The organism is Amphritea sp., from assembly GCF_048266285.1.
Classification (GTDB): domain Bacteria; phylum Pseudomonadota; class Gammaproteobacteria; order Pseudomonadales; family Balneatricaceae; genus Amphritea.
On the sequence record NZ_JBLWZV010000004.1, the window covers coordinates 265,327 to 286,501 of the forward strand.

The window sequence follows — 21,175 nt, forward strand, 5'->3', positions numbered from 1 at the left end:
TATAACCCTATGCCTGCTACGCACAATTGGACATTCGACCTACAATCTACACCTAAATGTTACCAATCATGGGAGGCTATTTTCGCCAATATCGTAATATTTACATCACAAGGGCGAAAAAAGAACGATCGAGAGTAGTCAAAACGGTCTAAGGTAGCAACCCCCCAAAGGGATAAGATCCGCTTTTGTTGACCCTTGTTATCAATCGCGTCGAACGACAACTTCTTTCAAAAAGGCCTGTCAGACAACGCCGCCTCTCAATCTTTACCTGCCCAATCAATCATCAACTCAGCCCTATTGCACCATTACAACGAAGGCTGAGAGCAATCTAACCGGTATTGCGCATCCCCGCAGAGATACCCGCCATGGTGATCATCAACGCCTGTTCTAAGCGTTCATCCGGCTGATTTCGATCACGGTATAGCAGTTCTGCCTGAAGAAAGTGCAGTGGATCAATATAAGGATTACGCACCTCGATCGACTGACGAATAACCGGGCTATGCTCCAGAAGAACATCCTGCTGTTTGATCTTCTTCACCAGCTCGATCGTATTTGCCAACCGACAACGAAGATCAGCACCCAGCACCCCTAACTCTTCGGAGACCAGCCGTTTTTCATAATAGGCGGCGATGTTACCATCAGACTTCGCCATCACCATTTCTAACATATCCATATAGGAACGGAAAAAAGGCCAGTCCCTACGCATCGTCTGCACTAACTCAAACTGCCCTTTATCGAGCGTTTGCTGCAAGGCCACATCACTGCCGAGCCATGCGGGTAACATTAGACGAATTTGGGTCCAGGCAAAGATCCACGGAATTGCTCGTAAACTCTCCACCCCTCCATCCGCTTTACGTTTAGCAGGCCGGCTCCCCAGCGGTAGTTTTGCCAGCTCCTGCTCCGGTGTAGCCGAACGGAAGTAAGGTACAAATTGAGGATCAAAGCGTACCACCTGTCGATAGGCTGTTAAACCAGCCTGCGACATCTCATCCATCAACTGACGCCACTCAGGTTTAGGGCCAGGAGCCGGGGCTAGGGTCGCTTCAAGCGTTGCCGAGGTATAGAGTTCGAGGTTGCGCACGGCGATCTCTGGCACGCCGAATTTGAACCGAATCATCTCCCCCTGCTCGGTAACGCGCAAGCTGCCGGCAACAGAGCCCGGCGGTTGCGCCAGAATAGCGGTATGACTTGGACCGCCTCCCCGCCCCACCGTGCCACCACGACCATGAAAGAGGGTTAGATGTACATCGTATTCCTGACAAACCTTAGTCAGAGCTTCTTGAGCCCGATACTGTCCCCATGCTGCCGCCAGTTGGCCGGCATCCTTGGACGAATCGGAATAGCCAATCATGACTTCCTGATGACCTTCGGTATAGTTTTTATACCAAGGAATCGCCAACAGTTGCCGGATACAGTTCTCGGCATTATCTAAATCATCTAGGGTTTCAAATAAGGGGGCCACGCGGATATTGTGCTGAATGCCACTCTCTTTCAGCAGCAAAATAACCGCCAGTACATCCGAAGGCTGACTAGCCATCGAAATCACGTAAGACCCTAACGAATTAGGCTCTTCCTGTGCCACCACATTGCAGGTATCCAGCACCTCTTGCACATCCGCAGAGGGCTGCCAGTCGCGGGGAAACAGCGGACGTTTTTCCTGCAGCTCTTTCAGCAGGAACATCTGCTTATTGGTTTCGCTCCACTCACTATAACAACCAATACCGTAGAAGCCCGTTAACTCATCTAATACTTCAGCGTGACGATCAGCATTCTGACGGATATCGAGATTCACCAAAATCATGCCAAAACAAGCGACCCGACGGATGGTATCGCTCAATAAACCATCGGCAATCACTTCCATTTGGTAGGCGCGCAACGAAGCGTCGATCAACTGCAAGGGTTCAAGTAGTTGCTCCGGTAGAATATAAACACCTTCATTATCAACAGGATGCCCATCCAGCCGTTCGGTGACCCAATGTTTCGTTTGGCTCAACTTCTGACTCACCTCTCGCAGTAATTCTCGATAAGGTTCAGGGTGAGGGCCTACCCGCTGTCGCATCGCCTCACTGCACTGATTCATCGATAGTTCGGTGCGCAAGCGCTCGATATCTTTTATATAGAGGTCGGCCGCCATCCAGCGGGATAACAACAAGACTTTTTCCGTGGTCACGGAGGTAACATTTGGGTTGCCATCCCGGTCGCCCCCCATCCAAGACGCGAACCGAACCGGCGAGCGGGTCAAGGGAAGATGAATGCCGGTGGCAGCAAATAGTTGCTGATCAATATGCCGCAAAAATACCGGCACCGCCTCCCAAAGGGAATTCTCAATCACCGCAAAGCCCCATTTGGCTTCATCAACGGGCGTCGGTCTTTGTTTACGAATAGTGTCGGTATGCCAAGCCTGACTAATTAAATCATGCAGCCGGTGACGTAGGTCCTCACCCCGGTCAATACGCTGTAGGCAATCGGTAATCGAATCAAACTTCTGAATCAGGGTACGCCGGTTAACTTCTGTCGGGTGGGCAGTTAACACCAACTCAACATCCATATTACAGACCGCATCGGCAATCTGCTGCTTACTTGACCCTTGCTGCAATAAACGACCAAGCAAACCGCAGAAAGAGTCACTGGTGCATACATCCATCACCCCAGAGCGACGACGCACGCGGTGATGTTCTTCAGCAATATTGGAGAGATTAAGAAACTGAGTAAATGCCCGGGCGACTGGCAATAAATCATCATCATCGAGCTCGCTGAGTGTTTTTAGCAGCTCGTCAGCGACAGGTTTACCAGATGATCTCCCCGCCTTCGATAGGGCTCGAATGGTTTCGATTTTATCTAGGAATGCTTGGCCTTTATGGGCCACAATGGTCTGCCCAAGGCAGTCCCCTAACATCCGAACATCGTCCCGCAGGTCTTCGTGAAGCGTTGTCATTCAGCGTCCCCTGTCATATCTGCAAAGTATTGTTAATACAGCACTATTAAATCCATATGCGTTATCCACAGGATAATAACTAAAGCACTGTTAACACAATAACATTGATACTACACGATTGGTGCAAAGCACAAATACTATCTTAGTCTCAATATAAAAGTAGCAGATTAATGACCGGTCAAGCGCCGTAGCTGTTTCAAGGCGTTCTCAGCCCGTGGTTCATTTTCATAGCCGACCTCAACCTCGGGCTGTGTCGCCCCGGAGAGTATCAGAGCAATACGATAATTATGATCGGTTTGTGCGAACGCATCTGAACGTACTTCGGCCCGCTGTAGCTGAGCAAAACTGAAACGCAGATAACCGTTGGGATTTAATACCGCAATTTCACGTTGCGAGGTGCTGATTAGCAGACCGGGATTGCCTTTGAGATCATCCGAGATCTGAAACCCTGTCGCTTGTAGCTCTTTACGTTGACCATCAATCCGTTGGTAATTCCAATAGCCTAGCCCAGCCATCACGATCAGCGCCATAATAACCCATTGTACCGAACCCATAGTGATCTCCATTTAGGCGTTATCTAACATCGGTATATTGACGCCCGAGTGACAACGGCATGGCTACAAACCTTTCTGTTTGGCCTCGTCCCACCAGCTATCGAGCTCATCCAAGGTGAAATCCTGCCAACCTTTACCACTCTTGGTAACATGATCTTCGATATAGTTAAAACGGTTTGTGAATTTCTGATTGGTGTAGCGCAAAGCACTTTCGGGATTGATCCCCATATGCCGCGCCAAATTAACCTGAGCAAACATCAAATCGCCCAGTTCATGCTCCATTTCTAGCTGATCACCGGCTGCGATCGCTTCACGTAACTCGGCGATCTCTTCCTCGATTTTATCCAGTACGGGCAGTACATCGCCCCAATCAAAGCCGACCTGAGCAGCCCGTTTCTGTAATTTCTCGGCACGATTAAGGGCCGGAAGAGCCATCGGAATATCATCTAAAACGCGCACATCCTGAAGTGGTTTTTCACCCCGTTCAGTCGCTTTAATGGCCTCCCACGTTGCCTTGATGGTTTGCTCATTCAGCGGTTCAGCGGTGCGCCGACTGGCTAAAGTACCATCAGGGAAAACATGTGGATGACGACGGATCAATTTTTTAACCAGCGTGTCAACAATCTCACCAAAACCATAGCCCTGCTGTTCTTCGGCGAGGCGAGCATAAAAGATCACCTGAAACAGTAAATCACCCAGCTCACCTTGTAGATGGGGCCAATCCTGACGCTCGATAGCATCAGCCACTTCGTACGCTTCTTCCAACGTATGCGGGACAATACTGGCAAAATCCTGCTTGAGATCCCAAGGACAGCCATCCTCAGGGTCTCGCAGTCTCGCCATCAAAGAGATCAGGTCATTAAGGCTATATTGCACGGCCATCAGGAGCCACTTCGCTGTCGATGAACATCGGTCACATTCGGAATCTGATTAATTTTATCCATAATTTTACCCAGCAACTCTAGGCGACTGATCTCAATGGTCAGGGTCAGTTGAGCAATATTACTCTTCTTATCCGACTGAGTATGCGCAGCCACTAGGTTGATGTTTTCATTGGCCATAACCATCATCAGATCACGTAGCAAACCGGCGCGATCGAACGCTTCGACGAAGATATCCACTGGGTAGGTTGATTCAGCCTCTTCACCCCAGCTAACCTCAACGACCCGTTCACCTTCATGCTGGCGCAACTGAAACACATTAATACAGTCTTCCCGGTGAATGGAAACACCCCGATTTTTGGTGATATAACCAATAATCAGATCGCCAGGCACCGGCTTACAGCAAGGCGCAATCGTGGTTAATAGATTACCAACGCCACGGATATTAATACCGTCAGAGCCCGTACCCCGATTAACCCGGCCGTTATTACCCGGCAGCGCAAGATCAAGCTGCGCTTCTTGATGATCGGTTTCAACCTGCTGTTGCGCCGCATTAATAACCTGCGACAAGCGGATATCACCGGCACCTAGGGCCGCGTACATATCGTCGGCGGTGCGATGATTCACCTCTTTGGCCATCTGGGTAAAGTTAAGGTCGCTACTCTCAAGCGCCAAACGGCGGAACTCGCGATCAATAATTTTCTTACCCGCCGCCGCGTTTTTGTCTTTGTCCTGCAGTTTAAACCAGTGCTGAACTTTAGCCCGGGAACGAGCGCTGGTGATGTACCCCAAGTTAGGGTTTAACCAATCACGCCGAGGATGTTCCTCATTGGCGGTCAAAATTTCCACCTGATCACCGGTTTGTAACTGCCGAGTTAATGGTACGATTCGGCCATTCACTTTGGCGCCGCGACAACGGTGCCCAACCTCGGTATGAACCCGGTAAGCAAAATCAACCGGGGTCGATTTAACCGGCATATCAACCACATGTCCCTCAGGAGTAAAGACATACACTCGGTCATGAGCAACATCACCACTGATCACTTCAGAAAACGCTTCTGAATCACTCAGGTCTTCAGTCCACTCCAGCACCTGACGCAACCAAGCGATCTTATCTTCGTAACTCGAACTGGTTGATTTAGTATCGGTACCTTTGTAAAGCCAGTGAGCACAGACCCCTAACTCAGCCTCTTCATGCATTGAGAAGGTGCGAATCTGAATCTCTAACACCTTACCGGACGGACCAAACACCGCGGTGTGTAAAGAGCGGTAGCCATTCGGCTTAGGCGATGCGATGTAGTCATCAAACTCGTGAGGGATATTGCGCCACAGACCGTGAACAATACCCAAAACGGTATAGCAATCACGAATCTCCGGCACCAAGATTCTTACTGCTCGAATATCATACACTTGGTTAAAAGCGATGTTCTTGCGCTGCATTTTGCGCCAGATACTGTAGATGTGCTTGGCACGCCCCATCACATCGCCTTCAATATTCACCTTTTCTAATTCGGTATTGAGAATATTGACAGAATCTTCGATAAACTGCTGGCGGTCGAGACGCTTCTCATCCAGCAGGGAGGCAATCTGCTTGTAATCGTTAGGCTTTAGATAGCGGAAAGAAAGGTCTTCCAGTTCCCACTTAATATGACCAATACCCAGTCGATGAGCCAGCGGCGCATAAACATCAAAGACCTCACGGGCCACCAGGTAACGTTTCTTGCGGGAGTCACCTTTAACCCGTCGAATCGCACAAGTACGCTCGGCAATTTTAATCAGCACAACCCGCACATCATCGATCATTGAGACCAACATTTTGCGGACATTATCCAGCGGATTGCCACTCTGTCCCAAGACATTTTCACGCCGTGGGTTCTGCCGGCTACCGATAGCCGCCATCTGCAATACGCCATCAATCAGCGTCGTAATTGTCTGACCAAAGCGACGACGAATATCTTCCAGTGTGGTACGTTTCTCACGCACACTGCGATAGAGAATAGCCGCCACTAAAGCATCTTGATCCTGATTTAACTCAACCAAAATCTGCGCCATCTCCAGACCGGTTAGGTAACTATCACAATCACTCCATGAATCTTCTGAGGGCTCCGCCTCTTCTTTTAGCTGTTGAGCATACAAACATGCCTGACGGACGGTATCAACATCCTTAAGTTCGACCTGTTCTTGCAACCGTTCCAGCCACATTTCCAGATCGATACTACCATCAGCCTGTATCGGATGATCTTCGCGTACTTTTACCACAGCGCTACGCCACTCCCTAGTTACCTAATACCCTAAAAACGTCTGCGCCCTACAGCCTCTGTTAAATACCACCACAAACCGATAACAGAAGCTAAAACAATGTATAAAATCAATAGCGCATACCGCGGCCCATTCTATTATTTCAGGCCTTTAATAGCGAGTAAGTTAAGCCGAATTAAGCGCAACCCTTAGTCTAACTTAACTTGAAAACAGCGCTATTCAGGCAAAAAAAAGGAGCCACAGGCCCCTTTAATGCGCAGTGTTAAGACGCCAGGTTAATGACTAAAAACGCCGGTGGATAAGTAACGATCACCACGGTCGCAGATAATGCACACGATAATGGCATTATCGACCTCTTGCGCTAACCGTAACGCCCCGGCAACAGCCCCACCGGAAGAAACACCGCAGAAGATTCCCTCTTGTTGAGCCAAAGCGCACATGGTTTGCTCCGCCTCTTGCTGGGTAATATCGAGCACTCGATCCACCCGTGAAGCTTCAAAAATCTTTGGTAGGTAAGCTTCAGGCCAGCGACGAATCCCGGGAATAGCGGCGCCTTCTGCTGGCTGCAAGCCAACAACCTGCACCGCTGAATTTTGCTCTTTCAGATAGCGGGAGGTGCCCATGATCGTACCCGTTGTGCCCATCGCACTAACAAAGTGGGTAATACGCCCCTCTGTTTGCTGCCACAGTTCAGGCCCTGTGCCACGGTAATGGGCTTCAGGATTATCCATATTGGCAAACTGATCGAGTACAATTCCCTGTCCATCCGCTTGCATCTTCAGTGCTAGATCCCGTGCACCTTCCATACCTTGCTCTGACGTTACCGAGATAAGTTGAGCGCCGTAGGCCGTCATCGACGTTTTACGTTCTTCACTGCTGTTATCCGGCATAATCAGGGTCATGTTATAGCCTTTGATCGCCGCCGCCATTGCCAAGGCAATCCCGGTATTCCCCGAGGTTGCTTCGATCAAGGTATCTCCCGGTGAAATCTGCCCCCGTTGTTCAGCTAATTGAATCATACTCATCGCCGGACGGTCTTTAACCGAGCCAGCCGGGTTATTGCCTTCTAGCTTACAGAGCACTGTATTCCCACGGCCAACATCAAGCCGTTGCAGACGCACAAGGGGCGTATTACCCACATAATCTTCAATGGTTGGAAAATTCATACTCATAAACCTGTACGCCCGCCGCTCTTAAAGCCAATATAAGAATATAACTAAAAGAAATTAAAAATTGATTTTATATATCAGAAATAACAACCAGAATAGTACCGGTGGCGCCCTAAAAGCTCAATCAAAAACAGTTCTGAATGACACTAAACAGAGCTAAGTGCCGCGATTAGGATTCAGCCACAGCAAACGCGATAATATGATCGGTTTCGTCACTGTAAGAGATATGTATCTGACGAATTCCTAGCTGCTCGGCTTTTTCCTGCGCACCGCCGTTCATCGTCATTAACGGCCGGCCTAAGCTATCGTAGCTCACCGAAAAATGCTGCCAACTGATACCTCGACCAATTCCTGTACCCAGCGCTTTAACCGCCGCTTCTTTAGCCGCAAAGCGTTTTGCCAGAAAGTTGACCGGTTGGGAGGCACGCTGAAACTGCGCTAGTTCTGATGCCGTCAGAATCCGCTCAGCAAGGCGTGGCGTTCGCTCCAGCGCCTTACCAATGCGGCGGATATCCAATAGATCCGTGCCAACACCGATGATCATCGACGCACGGCATCCCGTAATGATTGAACCCGCACTTGAGTTTCCATCAGCAAACGACGCATCTCAGCAATCGCCTCTTTTAAGCCAACAAAAACCGCACGGGCGATAATCCCATGACCAATATTCAGTTCATTGATTTCCGGAATCTCAGCAATCTGTTCAACATTGTGATAGTTGAGCCCGTGTCCGGCATTCACAATCAGTCCTTTGCTGAAGGCATAAGTAGCCGCCGCTTGAATACGTGCGAGTTCGGCCTTCTGCTCGGTTGCGGTTTCCGCATCGGCATAAGCACCGGTATGCAATTCAATAACCGGCGCACCGCAAGCTAAGGTTGCATCAATTTGATCTTGCTCGGGGTCGATAAACAAAGAGACTTCAACCCCAGCCGCAGCTAAACGATCACAGGCGGCTTTAATTTTTTGCTGTTGGCCAACCACATCTAATCCACCTTCGGTGGTCAGCTCTTCCCGTTTTTCAGGCACAAGACACGCATGACCTGGCTGAACTTGTTCAGCGATGCCGACCATCTCATCCGTCACGGCCATCTCAAAATTCATCCGTGTTTGCAGGGTATCCGCCAACAAGTAGATATCACGATCTTGAATATGTCGACGATCTTCGCGCAGATGCACAGTAATACCATCGGCTCCAGCTTCTTCAGCCAGCGCCGCGGCCTGTACCGGATCAGGATAACGGGTGCCCCGTGCCTGACGCAGTGTGGCGATATGATCAATATTGACACCCAGTAATAAACGGCTTGGCTCAACCACGATTAACCTCTTCTAAAATAGAAATAAAAACAGCGAAACATCAACAAAACGATGATGATACCTATCTCGACAAAGCTTACTAGAATCCTGCTGCCAGCAATAGTCTGAACAGACCGATAACCTTATGGCGTTGCAACGGGAGGCTTGGGTCGATAACCCTGTAATAACTCACGGCTGCGCAGTGGCCGACTCCCTAGTTGCGTTTCCAACGCCAGCCGCATCAAGCGTTTCGCGGCACGACGAATCTCCGGACGATGATACTGCTCAGCCACAATACCGATTAACTGATCACCACTAAAACAAAACGGTTTAACGGCATCCGAAAACTGCTTCACCAAAATAAAACCTTGGGATGACTCATAGCGATAGATATTATCGGGCTGGCAACCTTGTACATCAAATTGGTAGCCTAACTGCTGTAACAGATGTTGCTCGAATGTACGCAGGGCTAACTCGATATCGTTCGCGGCCAGAAGCTCATTCAAAACATATTGATAAAAAACATAGAGTCGTGGATGGGGGTCCGAGGGTTGTAACAAGCGTTCGAGGAGTTCATTCACATACAGACCGCAAATCAGTGCATCCCCTTTAAGAAATACCGGCGCGGCAACCGCTTCAGCCTGAATTAAGGTCTTTAACTCGTGACGGCCACGTAAACTAATCTGTAAGGGAGTGAATGGCTGCATCATCGCTCGCATTCGAGAACGCGGGCTACGAGCGCCTTTAACTACCGCACTGACTTTACCCTGCTCTAAGGTAAAGAGATCGACCAATAAGCTGGTCTCCCGGTACGGACGGGTATGCAGGACGTAAGCCGCCTGAGCTTCAACCTGATAACTCATCCGCGACCTTCAGTCACTCTATATCGTTGTATCCAAGGCTGCGCAGGGCCCGCTCGTCATCCGACCAGTTGCTACGCACTTTAACCCAAAGATTTAGCATCACCTTAGAGTCAAACATCTTTTCCATATCCAAGCGCGCGTCTCGGCCGATGCCTTTAATCTTATCACCCTTATCGCCAATAACGATGCGCTTCTGGCCTTCACGTTCAACTAAGATCAAAGCGCTAATAATCAAGATACCCCGTTCATTGCGCTTAAACTCTTCAATCTCAACGGTGGTCCCGTAGGGTACCTCATCACCGAGATTACGCATTAACTTCTCACGCACCAATTCAGCCGCCAAAAAACGCGAACTACGATCGGTAATCTGATCATCCGGGTAAAAATGAATACTCTTAGGCAGGTGTTCATTAATCACCGCTTCTAGGCGATCAACACTGGTGCCGTTTTTAGCGGAGATCGGGATAATCTCGAGAAAGTCCATTTTTTGCGACAATGTTTCAAGGTGTGGCAGGAGGGACTCTTTGTCATCGAGCTGATCAATTTTATTGATCACGAGAATCACAGGGCATTTAATACCGCCTAGCTTTTCAAATACAATTTCGTCTTCTTCGGTCCAAGCCGTACGATCAATAATAAAAACCACCACATCAACATCACGCAACGCAGAACTCGCCGCTTTGTTCATATAACGGTTAATCGCTTTATCCTGATCTTTATGCAGCCCCGGGGTATCAACATACACCGCTTGCACATCACCCTCGGTTTTAATACCAACAATCTGATGGCGAGTCGTCTGAGGTTTACGGGAAGTAATACTCAATTTCTGCCCAAGGATATTATTCATCAGCGTTGATTTACCCACATTCGGGCGACCAATGATGGCAACAAATCCGCAGTGCTGATTATCACTGGGCTGATCTAGCAGATAACTCAGATCACGACTCATTTAACCACCTTCAGTTTATCAAGCGCCTTTTTAGCGGCATTCTGTTCAGCCTGACGACGGCTACTACCTTTACCATCCGTCGGCTGATCCAACAGGGCTACGGCACAACGAATTTCAAAAGTCTGTTGATGCGCTTCGCCACTGACAGACAGCAGTTCATAATCTGGTAACGGCGCACGACGGGACTGTAAAAACTCCTGCAAGCGCGTTTTAGAATCCTTCTGGGTGTCTAGCAGAGATGTCTGCTCTAGACGGGATTGATACCAACCCAAAATATAAGGCCGGCAACTATCCATATCACTATCGAGATAGATGGCGCCAATAATCGCCTCAACCGCATCGGCCAAAATAGAATCGCGTCGATAACCGCCACTTTTCAGTTCGCCTGAACCTAGCCGCAAATAATCGCCGAGCTTCATTTCACGAGCCAATTCGGCTAGCGTCTCACCTTTGACTAACTGAGCACGCAGCCGACTGAGCTGACCTTCCTTCGCTTCAGGAAAGCGTCGGTAAAGTGCTTCGGCGATAACGAAATTAAGAATCGAGTCTCCTAGAAACTCCAAACGTTCATTGTTACGCTTTCCGTGGCTACGGTGGGTGAGAGCTAATTCAATCATGCTCTCGTCTTTAAACTGATACCCCAGCTTTTTAGCGAGGTCGGTGGCAGGCTTAATAATCAACGGATAATCACTTCATACTGTTCGTGGAATTTAACCACTGCATCAACATTGTAAAACATAGGTACAGTTACATCGTATTTCAGGGTGATTAGTTTCACCCCTTCTTTTTCAGCGATAATCACAGCGTCACTAACCGGCAAGCTCACCTGATTAATGCGCAGTCGCTTACTAATTTTTTGACGGGTTTCAGCCGGGTTGTCTTTTTTGGTATCAGGCTCTTCTACTAACTCTTCCATCATGGAGGTCACCAGACTGTGATCCCAATAGACCGGAAACAACTTCATTCCAACCGCAAAAAACACGCCTGCGACAATCAAGATGATCATCAGAGCGAAAAAAGAGACGCCCTGTTGCTTATTCCGTATTGACATAACTTACCCCAATTTTCCTTTTAATGGATAGTGCGTACATCACTGAAATTAGGCAGGGTAAAGAAATCCTGCCAATGCATCCACACTGCGAATGCTTTGCCTACTAGCAGCTCATCAGGCACAAAGCCCCAGAAACGGCTATCGTTACTATTATCACGGTTATCCCCCATGACAAAATACTGTCCTTCGGGTACGACCCATTCGGCGGGCTGACGGGGTGGCGCAACATCGCGATAGATCTGATGGCTCACATCACCTAATGTCTCATCGATCAACAGTAACCGAGGGTTCTGCGGCGGTAACTGTTCAAGCAATTGCTGCGCTTGTGGTTCACCATTAACATAAACCGTTTTATTCTGATAACGAATCCGATCACCCGGTAACCCAACAACCCGTTTTATATAATTAATACGCGTGTCGTTAGGGTATTTAAACACCACCACATCGCCTCGTAACGGCGTGTTCATAGGGATAACTTTAGTACCGATCACCGGTAAACGGAAACCATAATGCCACTTATTAACCAGAATAAAGTCGCCGATCTTCAGCGTTGGCTTCATTGACCCAGACGGAATCTGAAACGGCTCAACCACAAAAGAACGCAAAATCAGCACCACTAATAGCACTGGAAACAGCGAACGACACAGGTCGACAACAGCGTTTTCTTTATTTAATTGTTCGAGTGTGGCTTCGGGTAGTACACCACTAGCTTGCTCTGCTGCGGCGATACGCGCATTACGCGCACTAGCCAACACCAGTCGGTCATACACCCAGCCCAATGCGGCCACAAAGGTAAGTACTACCAGTATCAGTGCGAAATCAAAATCCATGCGTCTGTGTCCTAACCATCAACTTTCAAAACTGCAAGGAAGGCATCCTGAGGAATCTCAACCCTTCCCACCTGTTTCATCCGTTTCTTACCTTCTTTCTGCTTTTGTAGCAGTTTTTTCTTACGACTGACATCGCCACCATAACATTTAGCAATAACGTTCTTACGTAGCGCCTTAACATTGGTTCGGGAGATAATCTTACCGCCAATCGCTGCCTGAATAGCGACATCAAACATCTGCCGCGGAATCAGCTCTTTCATCTTTTCACACAACAGACGGCCACGGTAAGGTGCATTATCTTTATGCAAAATAACCGCCAACGCATCGACCTTCTCACCATTAATGAGAATATCCAGCCGCACCAGTTGGGCAGGCTGAAAGCGGACAAAGTTATATTCAAGGGAAGCGTATCCTCGACTAACCGACTTAAGACGGTCAAAGAAGTCCAATACCACTTCAGCCATCGGCAGCTCATAAGACACCTGAACCTGATTGCCGACGAAATTCATATTTTTCTGCACGCCCCGTTTATCGACACACAAACCGATCACCTGCCCTAAATATTCCTGAGGTACAAGAATATTGGCTTCCACTATCGGCTCTCGCATCTCTTTGATCGAGCCGGGATCGGGTAGTTTCGATGGGCTATCAATCTGAACCACTTCACCGCTATTCAGTTCCAACTCGTAAACTACAGTTGGCGCGGTAGTGACTAGATCAAGATTGTATTCACGTTCTAGTCGCTCTTGAATGATCTCCATATGAAGCATCCCGAGGAAACCACAACGGAAACCAAATCCCAGTGCATCCGAAGATTCGGGTTCAAAGAACAACGAAGCGTCGTTCAACGTCAGTTTATCGAGCGCTTCACGAAAGTCTTCATAGTCATCCGAACTGGTTGGGAACAGACCGGCATAGACCTGCGGCTGCACCCGCTTAAAGCCTGGCAAGGTTTCAACATCAGGAGTTTTAGCATGAGTAATCGTATCACCCACCGGCGCACCGTGAATATCTTTGATACCGGCAACCACATAGCCAACTTCACCCGCTCGCAGGACGCCGGTTTCAGTACGTTTCGGCGTAAAGATACCAACACCATCAACTGGCTGAACTTGGCGGTTCGATTTAATCAGAATCTTATCTTTCTTACGTAAAGTGCCCTGTTTTACCCGCACCAATGAAACAACGCCAAGGTAGTTATCAAACCAAGAATCGATAATTAACGCCTGCAGCGGCGCATCAGGATCACCTTCTGGTGGCGGAATATGCTTAACTAGGGCTTCCAGTACATCATCGATACCTAAGCCACTCTTAGCACTACAGGCCACTGCATGTTCCGCTTCGATACCGATAACTTCCTCGATCTCGTTACGAACCCGTTCAGGCTCAGCCTGAGGCAGATCCATTTTATTCAGGATCGGTAGCACTTCCAGCCCTTGTTCCAGCGCGGTATAACAATTTGCCACGGACTGTGCTTCAACCCCCTGAGCGGCATCAACAACCAGCAAGGCACCTTCACAGGCCGCTAAGGAACGAGATACCTCATAACTGAAATCGACATGCCCCGGGGTATCGATAAAGTTAAGTTGATAAACCTTGCCATCTTTAGCCGTGTAATTAAGCGTTACACTCTGTGCCTTGATGGTGATTCCGCGTTCCCGTTCAAGATCCATAGAATCCAGAACTTGCTGTTCCATCTCCCGCTCAGCTAAGCCACCGCAGGTCTGAATAAAGCGATCTGCTAAGGTAGATTTGCCATGGTCAATATGGGCAATAATCGAAAAGTTACGAATGTGTTCGAGCTTACTCACTACGGAATCACCAGCTAATAAATTTAACCATGCAACCCCGTCGTCAGGGCGCAATTCTGAAGCCGGCAAGTGTACCGTATTTCATCTGTTACGACCATCAAAGAGAAACGCATCTGAAAATAAACAAAAGGGGGCATAAAGCCCCCGGTATAGTCGCTACAGACTATTTAAGTTTAAGCGGAATAAACATTGGGCTACCCCGACGCACGATCCGCATCGGCACAGCTTTGTTATCTGGCAGTGCCTCAACCGCGTCAGCAAAGGATTCAATCGAACTAATCTCTTCGCCATTAAGCATGGTAATCACATCACCGACCATCAAACCGGAATCAGCGCCCGCGCCCTCTTCAACTTGACGCACCACAACACCGGAGGTTACCCCTAATCGTTCACGTAACTGATCATCCAACTCACTGAGATGGATATTCAAACGATTGGTTGAGGCTTTTTCATTGTTAGCCGATGTTTTCAGCACTTCGCCCGACGCAGGCAGTAAGCCAATAGTTACGGTAATCGATTGTTTCTTGCCTCCACGAACAACGCCCACGGTTGCATCGGTTTCTGGCGGAATGCGGCCAACTTGATGCGGCAGATCACCGGAACGATCAATCGGATGACCATTAAAACTGTAAATAATATCCCCTTCACGAATACCCGCAGCTTCCGCTGGGCTATCCGGCAGCACGGTTGCAACCAGCGCGCCCTCTGGCTTATCCAAGCCAAAAGATTCAGCTAAATCGCGACTCACTTCTTGAATAATCACACCTAACCAGCCACGGCTTACCTTACCGCTATCCTTCAGTTGATCGACGACTTCCATCGCAACATTCATCGGGATAGAAAAAGATAACCCCATAAATCCGCCGGAACGGGTATAGATTTGGGAGTTAATACCAATAACCTCCCCCTTCAAGTTAAACAGCGGGCCACCAGAGTTACCTGGGTTGATCGCCACATCCGTCTGAATAAAGGGAACATAGGTTTCATTCGCCAGGCTTCTGTCGGTGGCACTGATAATACCGGCCGTGACCGAATGATCAAAACCAAAAGGAGAACCGATAGCGAGTACCCACTCACCTACTTCTGCTTTAGCAGAGTCACCAATTTTGACCACCGGCAGATCGGTCGCATCAATTTTTAATAGCGCCACATCAGAACGTTTATCAGAACCAATAATCTTTGCTTCCAGTTCACGTCGATCACTCAACCGGACAATGACTTTATCCGCATCAGCCACCACATGATGGTTCGTCAGAATATAACCATCATCAGAGATAATGAAGCCAGAACCCAAGGATTGCGGGGCTTTGTGCTTCTGCGAATTACCATAACCTTCGGGGATACGAAAGAAATGACGGAAAATATCGGGAATCTGCTGCCCTTCCGGTAGCTGAAGGTCAGGCATTCCCTGAACCCGCGTAGACACCTGCTGCACCGTACTAATATTAACGACGGCGGGAGACGTCTGTTTTACCAAATCCTTAAACTCTGGCAATGCGGCATGCACACTGCTCACGCACAACCAGAATAGAACTAGACTAAAAGTCGCTCTGACGAGTTTCATATCGTTTATCCTGCATATCAATGATTACTAAAGGTAAATCAAACTCTACGAAGCAGCACCGGTCGGTAACTGCAATTTTGGCTTATAAGACCAGACATAAACCGGGTTAGCAGGAAACCACCTACTAACCCCAAAACAGCGCTTAAAATCACTTGTGGCTCAGAAAAACCCGACAGCTGTACGGTCACTGAAACGATAAACATGGTCAGTAACGGTAAAAGGTAAACCAGTAACGAAGCGGTTAGAAATGATCGCTCGCCGACCCCTAAGGTCACCTGGTCATTGACCATAACAGCGAGCTGCTGCGGGTTATCCACTTGAATTTCTAACCGTTTACCGTCGCCAATTTTGGCTAGCAGGCTTTGCCCGCAGCCTTTTTGTGCACTACAGCTCGAGCAGGCGCTCTGTTTAATCATTTCAACCCAAACAGCGTCAGACCCAACCCGTACAACACGACCGTTTTCTTCAAGCATGTTTAATTACTGTATTTTCTCAATTGAATTAGCCACCCGATCAGCCACCATCAAAGGTACATCACCAACAACGGTGACAAAGAACTGATCTACTTTTTTACCAACGGCAACCATATCACCCATTTGCGTCGCACCTTCAGGCACAGCTGAACTACCGGTACGCTCAATGCTCAACGTAAAAGAGTTAACCCCATTACTAAACACCGTCAGTTCGGCCCCGGGAGCCATCGCATTTTTTACCGCAGAATATCCATCAGGAATCCAACCCGGTGTTGAGCTGACCAACTGCCCTTGACGCAACACATTATGTTGCTGAATATAGCTATTTAGACCGGCATTAAAGCGAATAATATTATCATTATCGCTATTCGCTTGATGTGCAATCGCCGGAGCACCAAACTGCGCACGCATCAAGTTACGAGAAGGTACAAGACTTGTCTGCCCCATACTCGTAGCAGGCTGAGGCGCCTGCGCTAAACTGGCATCGACGGTCGCAGGTGAATTAAGACCAAAATTCTGTCCGCCGAGAATAACAACCGCCGTCACTGACGCGGCAACCGCCATGCTCATCAAAGGCTTGAAGAAGCTTTTCTTAGAAAGTCCCTGTTTTTCAGCCACATCAGCAGCTACTTTTTCAAACACTGGCTCAGCATCAATAGCTTGCATAACGGCAGCACTAATATCGCCACGACCTAACTGCTCATTTTTGAGTAGCGAACTGGCAACATGGTAACGTTGCCATTGTTGTGACAGCGCAGGATTCTCAGCACTCTGCTTCAACAGGCTACGTAACTCAAAGTCACCGACTTCATTGTCCATCAATGCGGAAAGAGCTTCTTTGGGTTGTTCGCTCATTAGCCAACTCCTAACGGATTAAGTACCTGCGTTACAGATACAGGGTGAAATCGTTCCACCCATTATTAGTACTAAACAGCACAACTGTTTAATTTAACGCTCTGTTATCCTTTACCACCTACAACGAGGAGGCATATAAGTCAGTTAAACAGAGGCGATATCTCTTTATCGATCGCTTCCCGAGCCCTGAAGATACGTGAACGTACAGTACCGACCGGACAATCCATAATTTGAGCTATATCTTCATAACTCAAGCCATCGAATTCACGCAAAGACAATGCCGCGCGAAGATCCTGAGGGAGCTTATCCATCGCATTTCTAACGACCTGGGCCAACTCATCCCGGTATAAACTATTCTCCGGGGTTTCAATATCTTTTAAGCCGCTATCTCCTTCCAGATGATGGGCATCGTCTACGTCGATATCCATATCCGGTGGTCTGCGACCTTTAGCGACTAAATGATTCTTAGCCGTATTGATCGCTATCCGGTAAAGCCATGTATAAAAAGCGCTGTCGCCGCGGAAATTCGGTAGCGCACGATACGCTTTTATAAATGCCTCTTGGGACACATCCATCGCCTCATGATGGTCATAAACATATCGCCCTATTAGGCCGATTATTTTATGCTGGTATTTTTTAACCAACAGATCAAAGGCAGTTTTATCACCTTCCTGAACTCGCTTGACCAGCTTTTGATCTATCGATGCTTGGCTCTCGCTGGACATTCGATTCCTTATTGTATGAACAGTTCCCAACAAATGTAGCTTTTCTCAGCTGCTACAAGGAAGTATGAATGCCACCCCCTATTACATGCAACTCTTTACCAGAGCTGAACTTAAGTTATAGGGTAAGAGGCCTTTCTAGCCACTAAGTTCCCTTATATCAAAAAAAATTAATAAATTTACCCCGATACTCTGGCCCACAACCGGTGGTTCGAGCAATAATTAGCCCTTGAAATAATAGCGGTAGAGAATGCGCAGATGAGTAATGAGTTTCAGTTCGATGTCTTGATCATTGGTAGTGGCGCCTCAGGACTGGGACTAGCCTTGCAGCTACCAGACTCATATAAAATCGCCGTTCTCAGTAAAGCCAGCCTCACCAGCGGCTCGACATACCAAGCTCAAGGTGGTGTCGCTGCCGTTCTTGATGATACGGATAGCACTCAAGCCCACTTTCAAGACACCATCACCGCTGGTGCCAACCTAAGCCGCCCCGATGCTGTTTCCTTTACCGTTGAACATGGCAAAGAGAGTATCAACTGGCTTATTGAGCAAGGAGTGCCCTTCACCCGTGAAGGCAATGAGTATCATTTAACCAAAGAGGGCGGCCATAGCCATCGTCGAATCATCCATTCCGCCGATGCGACCGGCCAGGCGATTCAGCAAACATTGATAGAACGCGCCAAAGCCCGAAACAATATTCATTTGTTTGAAGACCGCATCGCCGTTGACCTTATCACACGCCATAAGCTCAACCTCCCTGAAAATCGCTGTATTGGCGCTTATGTCCTAGACCATAACAGCGGCCATGTAGACGTCTTTAAAGCGGGCTCCACGGTACTCGCTACGGGCGGGGTCAGTAAGGCCTACCTTTACACCAGCAACCCTGATGGCGCTTCAGGAGATGGAATTGCCATGGCTTGGCGCGCCGGTTGCCGCGTAGGCAACTTAGAATTCAATCAATTCCACCCTACCTGCCTATACCATCCTCAAGCAAAATCTTTTTTGATTTCAGAAGCGGTACGCGGTGAAGGCGGAAAACTGCGGTTACCCGATGGCAGTCGATTCATGGACAAGTTCGATGATCGTGGCGAACTAGCACCACGGGACATTGTCGCCAGAGCGATCGATCATGAAATGAAACGCCTCGGCTGCGATTGTCTATTTCTAGATATCTCCCATAAACCCGCCGAATTTGTAAAACAACACTTTCCTACTATTTATGAACGTTGCCTAAAATACGGTATCGACATCACCAAAGAAGCCATACCTGTTGTACCGGCGGCTCATTACACCTGTGGTGGGATTATGGTCAATCAACATGGTATGAGTGATGTAGAAGGGCTGTATGCCATTGGAGAGACCTCTTTTACAGGACTACACGGTGCCAATCGGTTAGCAAGTAACTCCCTGTTAGAGTGCATCGTGTACGCCTCATCGGCTGCCAGTCATATCATCAGCCACAACCACCCCTTAGGAGAACTGCCAGAGATACCCGCCTGGGATGAAAGCCAGGTCACCGACTCTGACGAGGATGTCATTATCGCCCACAATTGGGATGAACTACGACGTTTCATGTGGGATTACGTGGGTATCGTTAGAACCAATAAACGCCTACAGCGGGCGAAACATCGGGTGGATCTATTACAACAAGAGATTAGCGAATATTACAGTAACTACAAGGTAAGCCGAGATCTGCTTGAATTACGAAATCTAGCGGTGGTTGCCGATCTAATTATACGCTCAGCCATGCGTCGGCAGGAAAGTCGCGGACTTCACTACACTCTTGATTACCCAGAAAGCGGATTAGAAGCTAGGGATACCATCCTAACTCCCGTTAATTATGACTGGCATTAAGCGGCGGTGGTGCGAACCGCAATAACACACGTAACTTACGAAACTGATCAGCGCTAACACTATCAGGCCAGATCACCACAGCGACTGTCCTACGCGCCCCTCTAAGTTTGACACTGAGGCCAAGCAGCAATGGAAACGACAGTCGCTGTTGCACTGCCTCAACTTCTACCCAACCCTCCCCTACGAGACAGACCGCCAAGACATTTTTATCCGCAAGCCAACGCAATCCGGTAATGCAACGATGATGAGTAAGGGAAATAAAGCGCGGCCAACCATAAAACACATAACAACCACAGAGAAGGCTAAGTACAACCTGAAGAGTAACACTCAGACCGGAGAGCCATATCGACACCAGTGACAATACAGTTAGAAGTAAAAATACCCCCCGACTAATGACGGAGGGCTTTATCTCAACTTGAAACGGGCTGAACACGATCCAAAATTATCCGCACGATACGTTGTAAATCAGGGTCATCTGCCTCACCACGCTCCATTAACCAAACAAATAGGTCGGTGTCTTCACAGGCGAGTAATTTAACAAATCGATCTTGGTCCTCCTCATCGAGATCAGCAAACGCGTCTTCAACAAAAGGCACAAACAGTACGTCCAGCTCCAGCATGCCTCTGCGGCTCTGCCAACGTAAACGGCGAATATCTTCTTCGGTATACATTATCTACCTGCTTAGTAATTGAAATCAGTTGCCGCGATTATCGCGCCAAGCCTGATAAACGAGATAGGCAATATATAAAATAACTGCCCCTCCTAGCAAGCCAAACAACACCCCAATCAAGCTGCAAAGCCACTCGGGCGAACACGGCAAACCGATGTGAACCATAACATAGACCACTTCAACGATTCATGACAAATATCAGTATAGCCTTTGTAGCAGTAAGAATGGGGGGCGGAGATTGAAGCAAGTTGATGATTGAAGCACCGGCTGATGGTTAACTCTTGTGCTGGCAAACAAAACGCCAAAACACCCAAAACGAAAAAGCCCCGACCAAACTAATGATCGGGGCTGTCTCTTATTTGAAGCTTGGCGATGACCTACTCTCGCATGGGGAATCCCCACACTACCATTGGCGCTAAGACGTTTCACTTCCGAGTTCGG

The 21,175-nt window shown here is 48.4% G+C and carries 20 protein-coding genes; 1 reads left to right on the forward strand and 19 read right to left on the reverse strand.

What is annotated here, in order from left to right; all coding sequences use genetic code 11:
* Nucleotides 1-328 precede the first annotated feature (328 nt).
* The 17 genes from ppc to rpoE form a co-directional block, all read right to left on the reverse strand.
* Nucleotides 329-2,935 carry a phosphoenolpyruvate carboxylase gene (gene ppc / locus ACN0T0_RS08150; protein ID WP_417224942.1) on the reverse strand — a complete coding sequence of 869 codons (2,607 nt, stop codon included), beginning with the start codon at nucleotides 2,933-2,935 and terminating at the stop codon, nucleotides 329-331.
* Between the two features lie 167 nt (nucleotides 2,936-3,102).
* Complete coding sequence (locus ACN0T0_RS08155) at nucleotides 3,103-3,489, reverse strand: hypothetical protein (RefSeq protein WP_417224944.1); 387 nt, start codon at nucleotides 3,487-3,489, stop codon at nucleotides 3,103-3,105.
* A gap of 63 nt (nucleotides 3,490-3,552) precedes the next feature.
* Nucleotides 3,553-4,371 carry a nucleoside triphosphate pyrophosphohydrolase gene (mazG, locus tag ACN0T0_RS08160; RefSeq protein ID WP_417224946.1) on the reverse strand — a complete coding sequence of 273 codons (819 nt, stop codon included), beginning with the start codon at nucleotides 4,369-4,371 and terminating at the stop codon, nucleotides 3,553-3,555.
* The gene (relA, locus tag ACN0T0_RS08165) at nucleotides 4,371-6,629 is read right to left on the reverse strand and encodes a GTP diphosphokinase (RefSeq protein ID WP_417224948.1); all 2,259 of its coding nucleotides are present in this window, start codon (nucleotides 6,627-6,629) and stop codon (nucleotides 4,371-4,373) included. Before relA ends, mazG begins: the two co-directional genes overlap by 1 nt.
* 275 nt (nucleotides 6,630-6,904) lie before the next feature.
* Nucleotides 6,905-7,801, reverse strand: coding sequence for a cysteine synthase CysM (gene cysM / locus ACN0T0_RS08170; protein WP_417224950.1), 897 nt, complete (start codon nucleotides 7,799-7,801; stop codon nucleotides 6,905-6,907).
* 166 nt (nucleotides 7,802-7,967) lie between these two features.
* Nucleotides 7,968-8,342 (reverse strand): holo-ACP synthase, encoded by a 375-nt coding sequence (gene acpS / locus ACN0T0_RS08175; RefSeq protein ID WP_417224952.1) that lies wholly within the window; start codon nucleotides 8,340-8,342, stop codon nucleotides 7,968-7,970.
* The gene (gene pdxJ / locus ACN0T0_RS08180; protein ID WP_417224954.1) at nucleotides 8,339-9,112 is read right to left on the reverse strand and encodes a pyridoxine 5'-phosphate synthase; all 774 of its coding nucleotides are present in this window, start codon (nucleotides 9,110-9,112) and stop codon (nucleotides 8,339-8,341) included. Before pdxJ ends, acpS begins: the two co-directional genes overlap by 4 nt.
* Before the next feature lie 122 nt (nucleotides 9,113-9,234).
* Nucleotides 9,235-9,954: a DNA repair protein RecO gene (gene recO, locus ACN0T0_RS08185; protein ID WP_417224956.1), complete on the reverse strand. Its 720-nt coding sequence runs from the start codon at nucleotides 9,952-9,954 to the stop codon at nucleotides 9,235-9,237.
* Nucleotides 9,955-9,967: 13 nt separating this feature from the next.
* Complete coding sequence (era, locus tag ACN0T0_RS08190) at nucleotides 9,968-10,903, reverse strand: GTPase Era (protein WP_417224958.1); 936 nt, start codon at nucleotides 10,901-10,903, stop codon at nucleotides 9,968-9,970.
* A complete protein-coding gene (gene rnc, locus ACN0T0_RS08195; protein WP_417224994.1) occupies nucleotides 10,900-11,580 on the reverse strand; it encodes a ribonuclease III in 681 nt (226 codons plus the stop codon). Before rnc ends, era begins: the two co-directional genes overlap by 4 nt.
* Nucleotides 11,580-11,954: a DUF4845 domain-containing protein gene (locus ACN0T0_RS08200; RefSeq protein WP_417224960.1), complete on the reverse strand. Its 375-nt coding sequence runs from the start codon at nucleotides 11,952-11,954 to the stop codon at nucleotides 11,580-11,582. Before ACN0T0_RS08200 ends, rnc begins: the two co-directional genes overlap by 1 nt.
* Before the next feature lie 20 nt (nucleotides 11,955-11,974).
* Nucleotides 11,975-12,784, reverse strand: coding sequence for a signal peptidase I (gene lepB / locus ACN0T0_RS08205; RefSeq protein WP_417224962.1), 810 nt, complete (start codon nucleotides 12,782-12,784; stop codon nucleotides 11,975-11,977).
* An 11-nt stretch (nucleotides 12,785-12,795) separates the two neighbouring features.
* A complete protein-coding gene (gene lepA, locus ACN0T0_RS08210) occupies nucleotides 12,796-14,595 on the reverse strand; it encodes a translation elongation factor 4 (protein ID WP_417224964.1) in 1,800 nt (599 codons plus the stop codon).
* Between the two features lie 163 nt (nucleotides 14,596-14,758).
* Nucleotides 14,759-16,159, reverse strand: coding sequence for a DegQ family serine endoprotease (locus ACN0T0_RS08215; RefSeq protein ID WP_417224966.1), 1,401 nt, complete (start codon nucleotides 16,157-16,159; stop codon nucleotides 14,759-14,761).
* Nucleotides 16,160-16,197: 38 nt separating this feature from the next.
* Entirely contained in the window at nucleotides 16,198-16,632 is a 435-nt protein-coding gene (locus tag ACN0T0_RS08220; RefSeq protein WP_417224968.1) for a SoxR reducing system RseC family protein, read from the reverse strand.
* A gap of 6 nt (nucleotides 16,633-16,638) precedes the next feature.
* Nucleotides 16,639-17,487: a MucB/RseB C-terminal domain-containing protein gene (locus ACN0T0_RS08225; RefSeq protein WP_417224970.1), complete on the reverse strand. Its 849-nt coding sequence runs from the start codon at nucleotides 17,485-17,487 to the stop codon at nucleotides 16,639-16,641.
* Nucleotides 17,488-17,627: 140 nt separating this feature from the next.
* Nucleotides 17,628-18,212 (reverse strand): RNA polymerase sigma factor RpoE, encoded by a 585-nt coding sequence (rpoE, locus tag ACN0T0_RS08230; RefSeq protein ID WP_417224972.1) that lies wholly within the window; start codon nucleotides 18,210-18,212, stop codon nucleotides 17,628-17,630.
* A 255-nt stretch (nucleotides 18,213-18,467) separates the two neighbouring features.
* On the opposite strand from rpoE, the gene nadB reads away from it, so the two are divergent.
* A complete protein-coding gene (gene nadB / locus ACN0T0_RS08235; protein WP_417224974.1) occupies nucleotides 18,468-20,063 on the forward strand; it encodes an L-aspartate oxidase in 1,596 nt (531 codons plus the stop codon).
* Here the strand turns inward: nadB and ACN0T0_RS08240 are convergent.
* Entirely contained in the window at nucleotides 20,044-20,496 is a 453-nt protein-coding gene (locus ACN0T0_RS08240) for a protein YgfX (protein ID WP_417224976.1), read from the reverse strand. The two genes, nadB and ACN0T0_RS08240, sit on opposite strands and share 20 nt — an antisense overlap.
* Complete coding sequence (locus ACN0T0_RS08245; RefSeq protein WP_417224978.1) at nucleotides 20,474-20,734, reverse strand: succinate dehydrogenase assembly factor 2; 261 nt, start codon at nucleotides 20,732-20,734, stop codon at nucleotides 20,474-20,476. Before ACN0T0_RS08245 ends, ACN0T0_RS08240 begins: the two co-directional genes overlap by 23 nt.
* Between the last annotated feature and the right edge of the window lie 441 nt (nucleotides 20,735-21,175).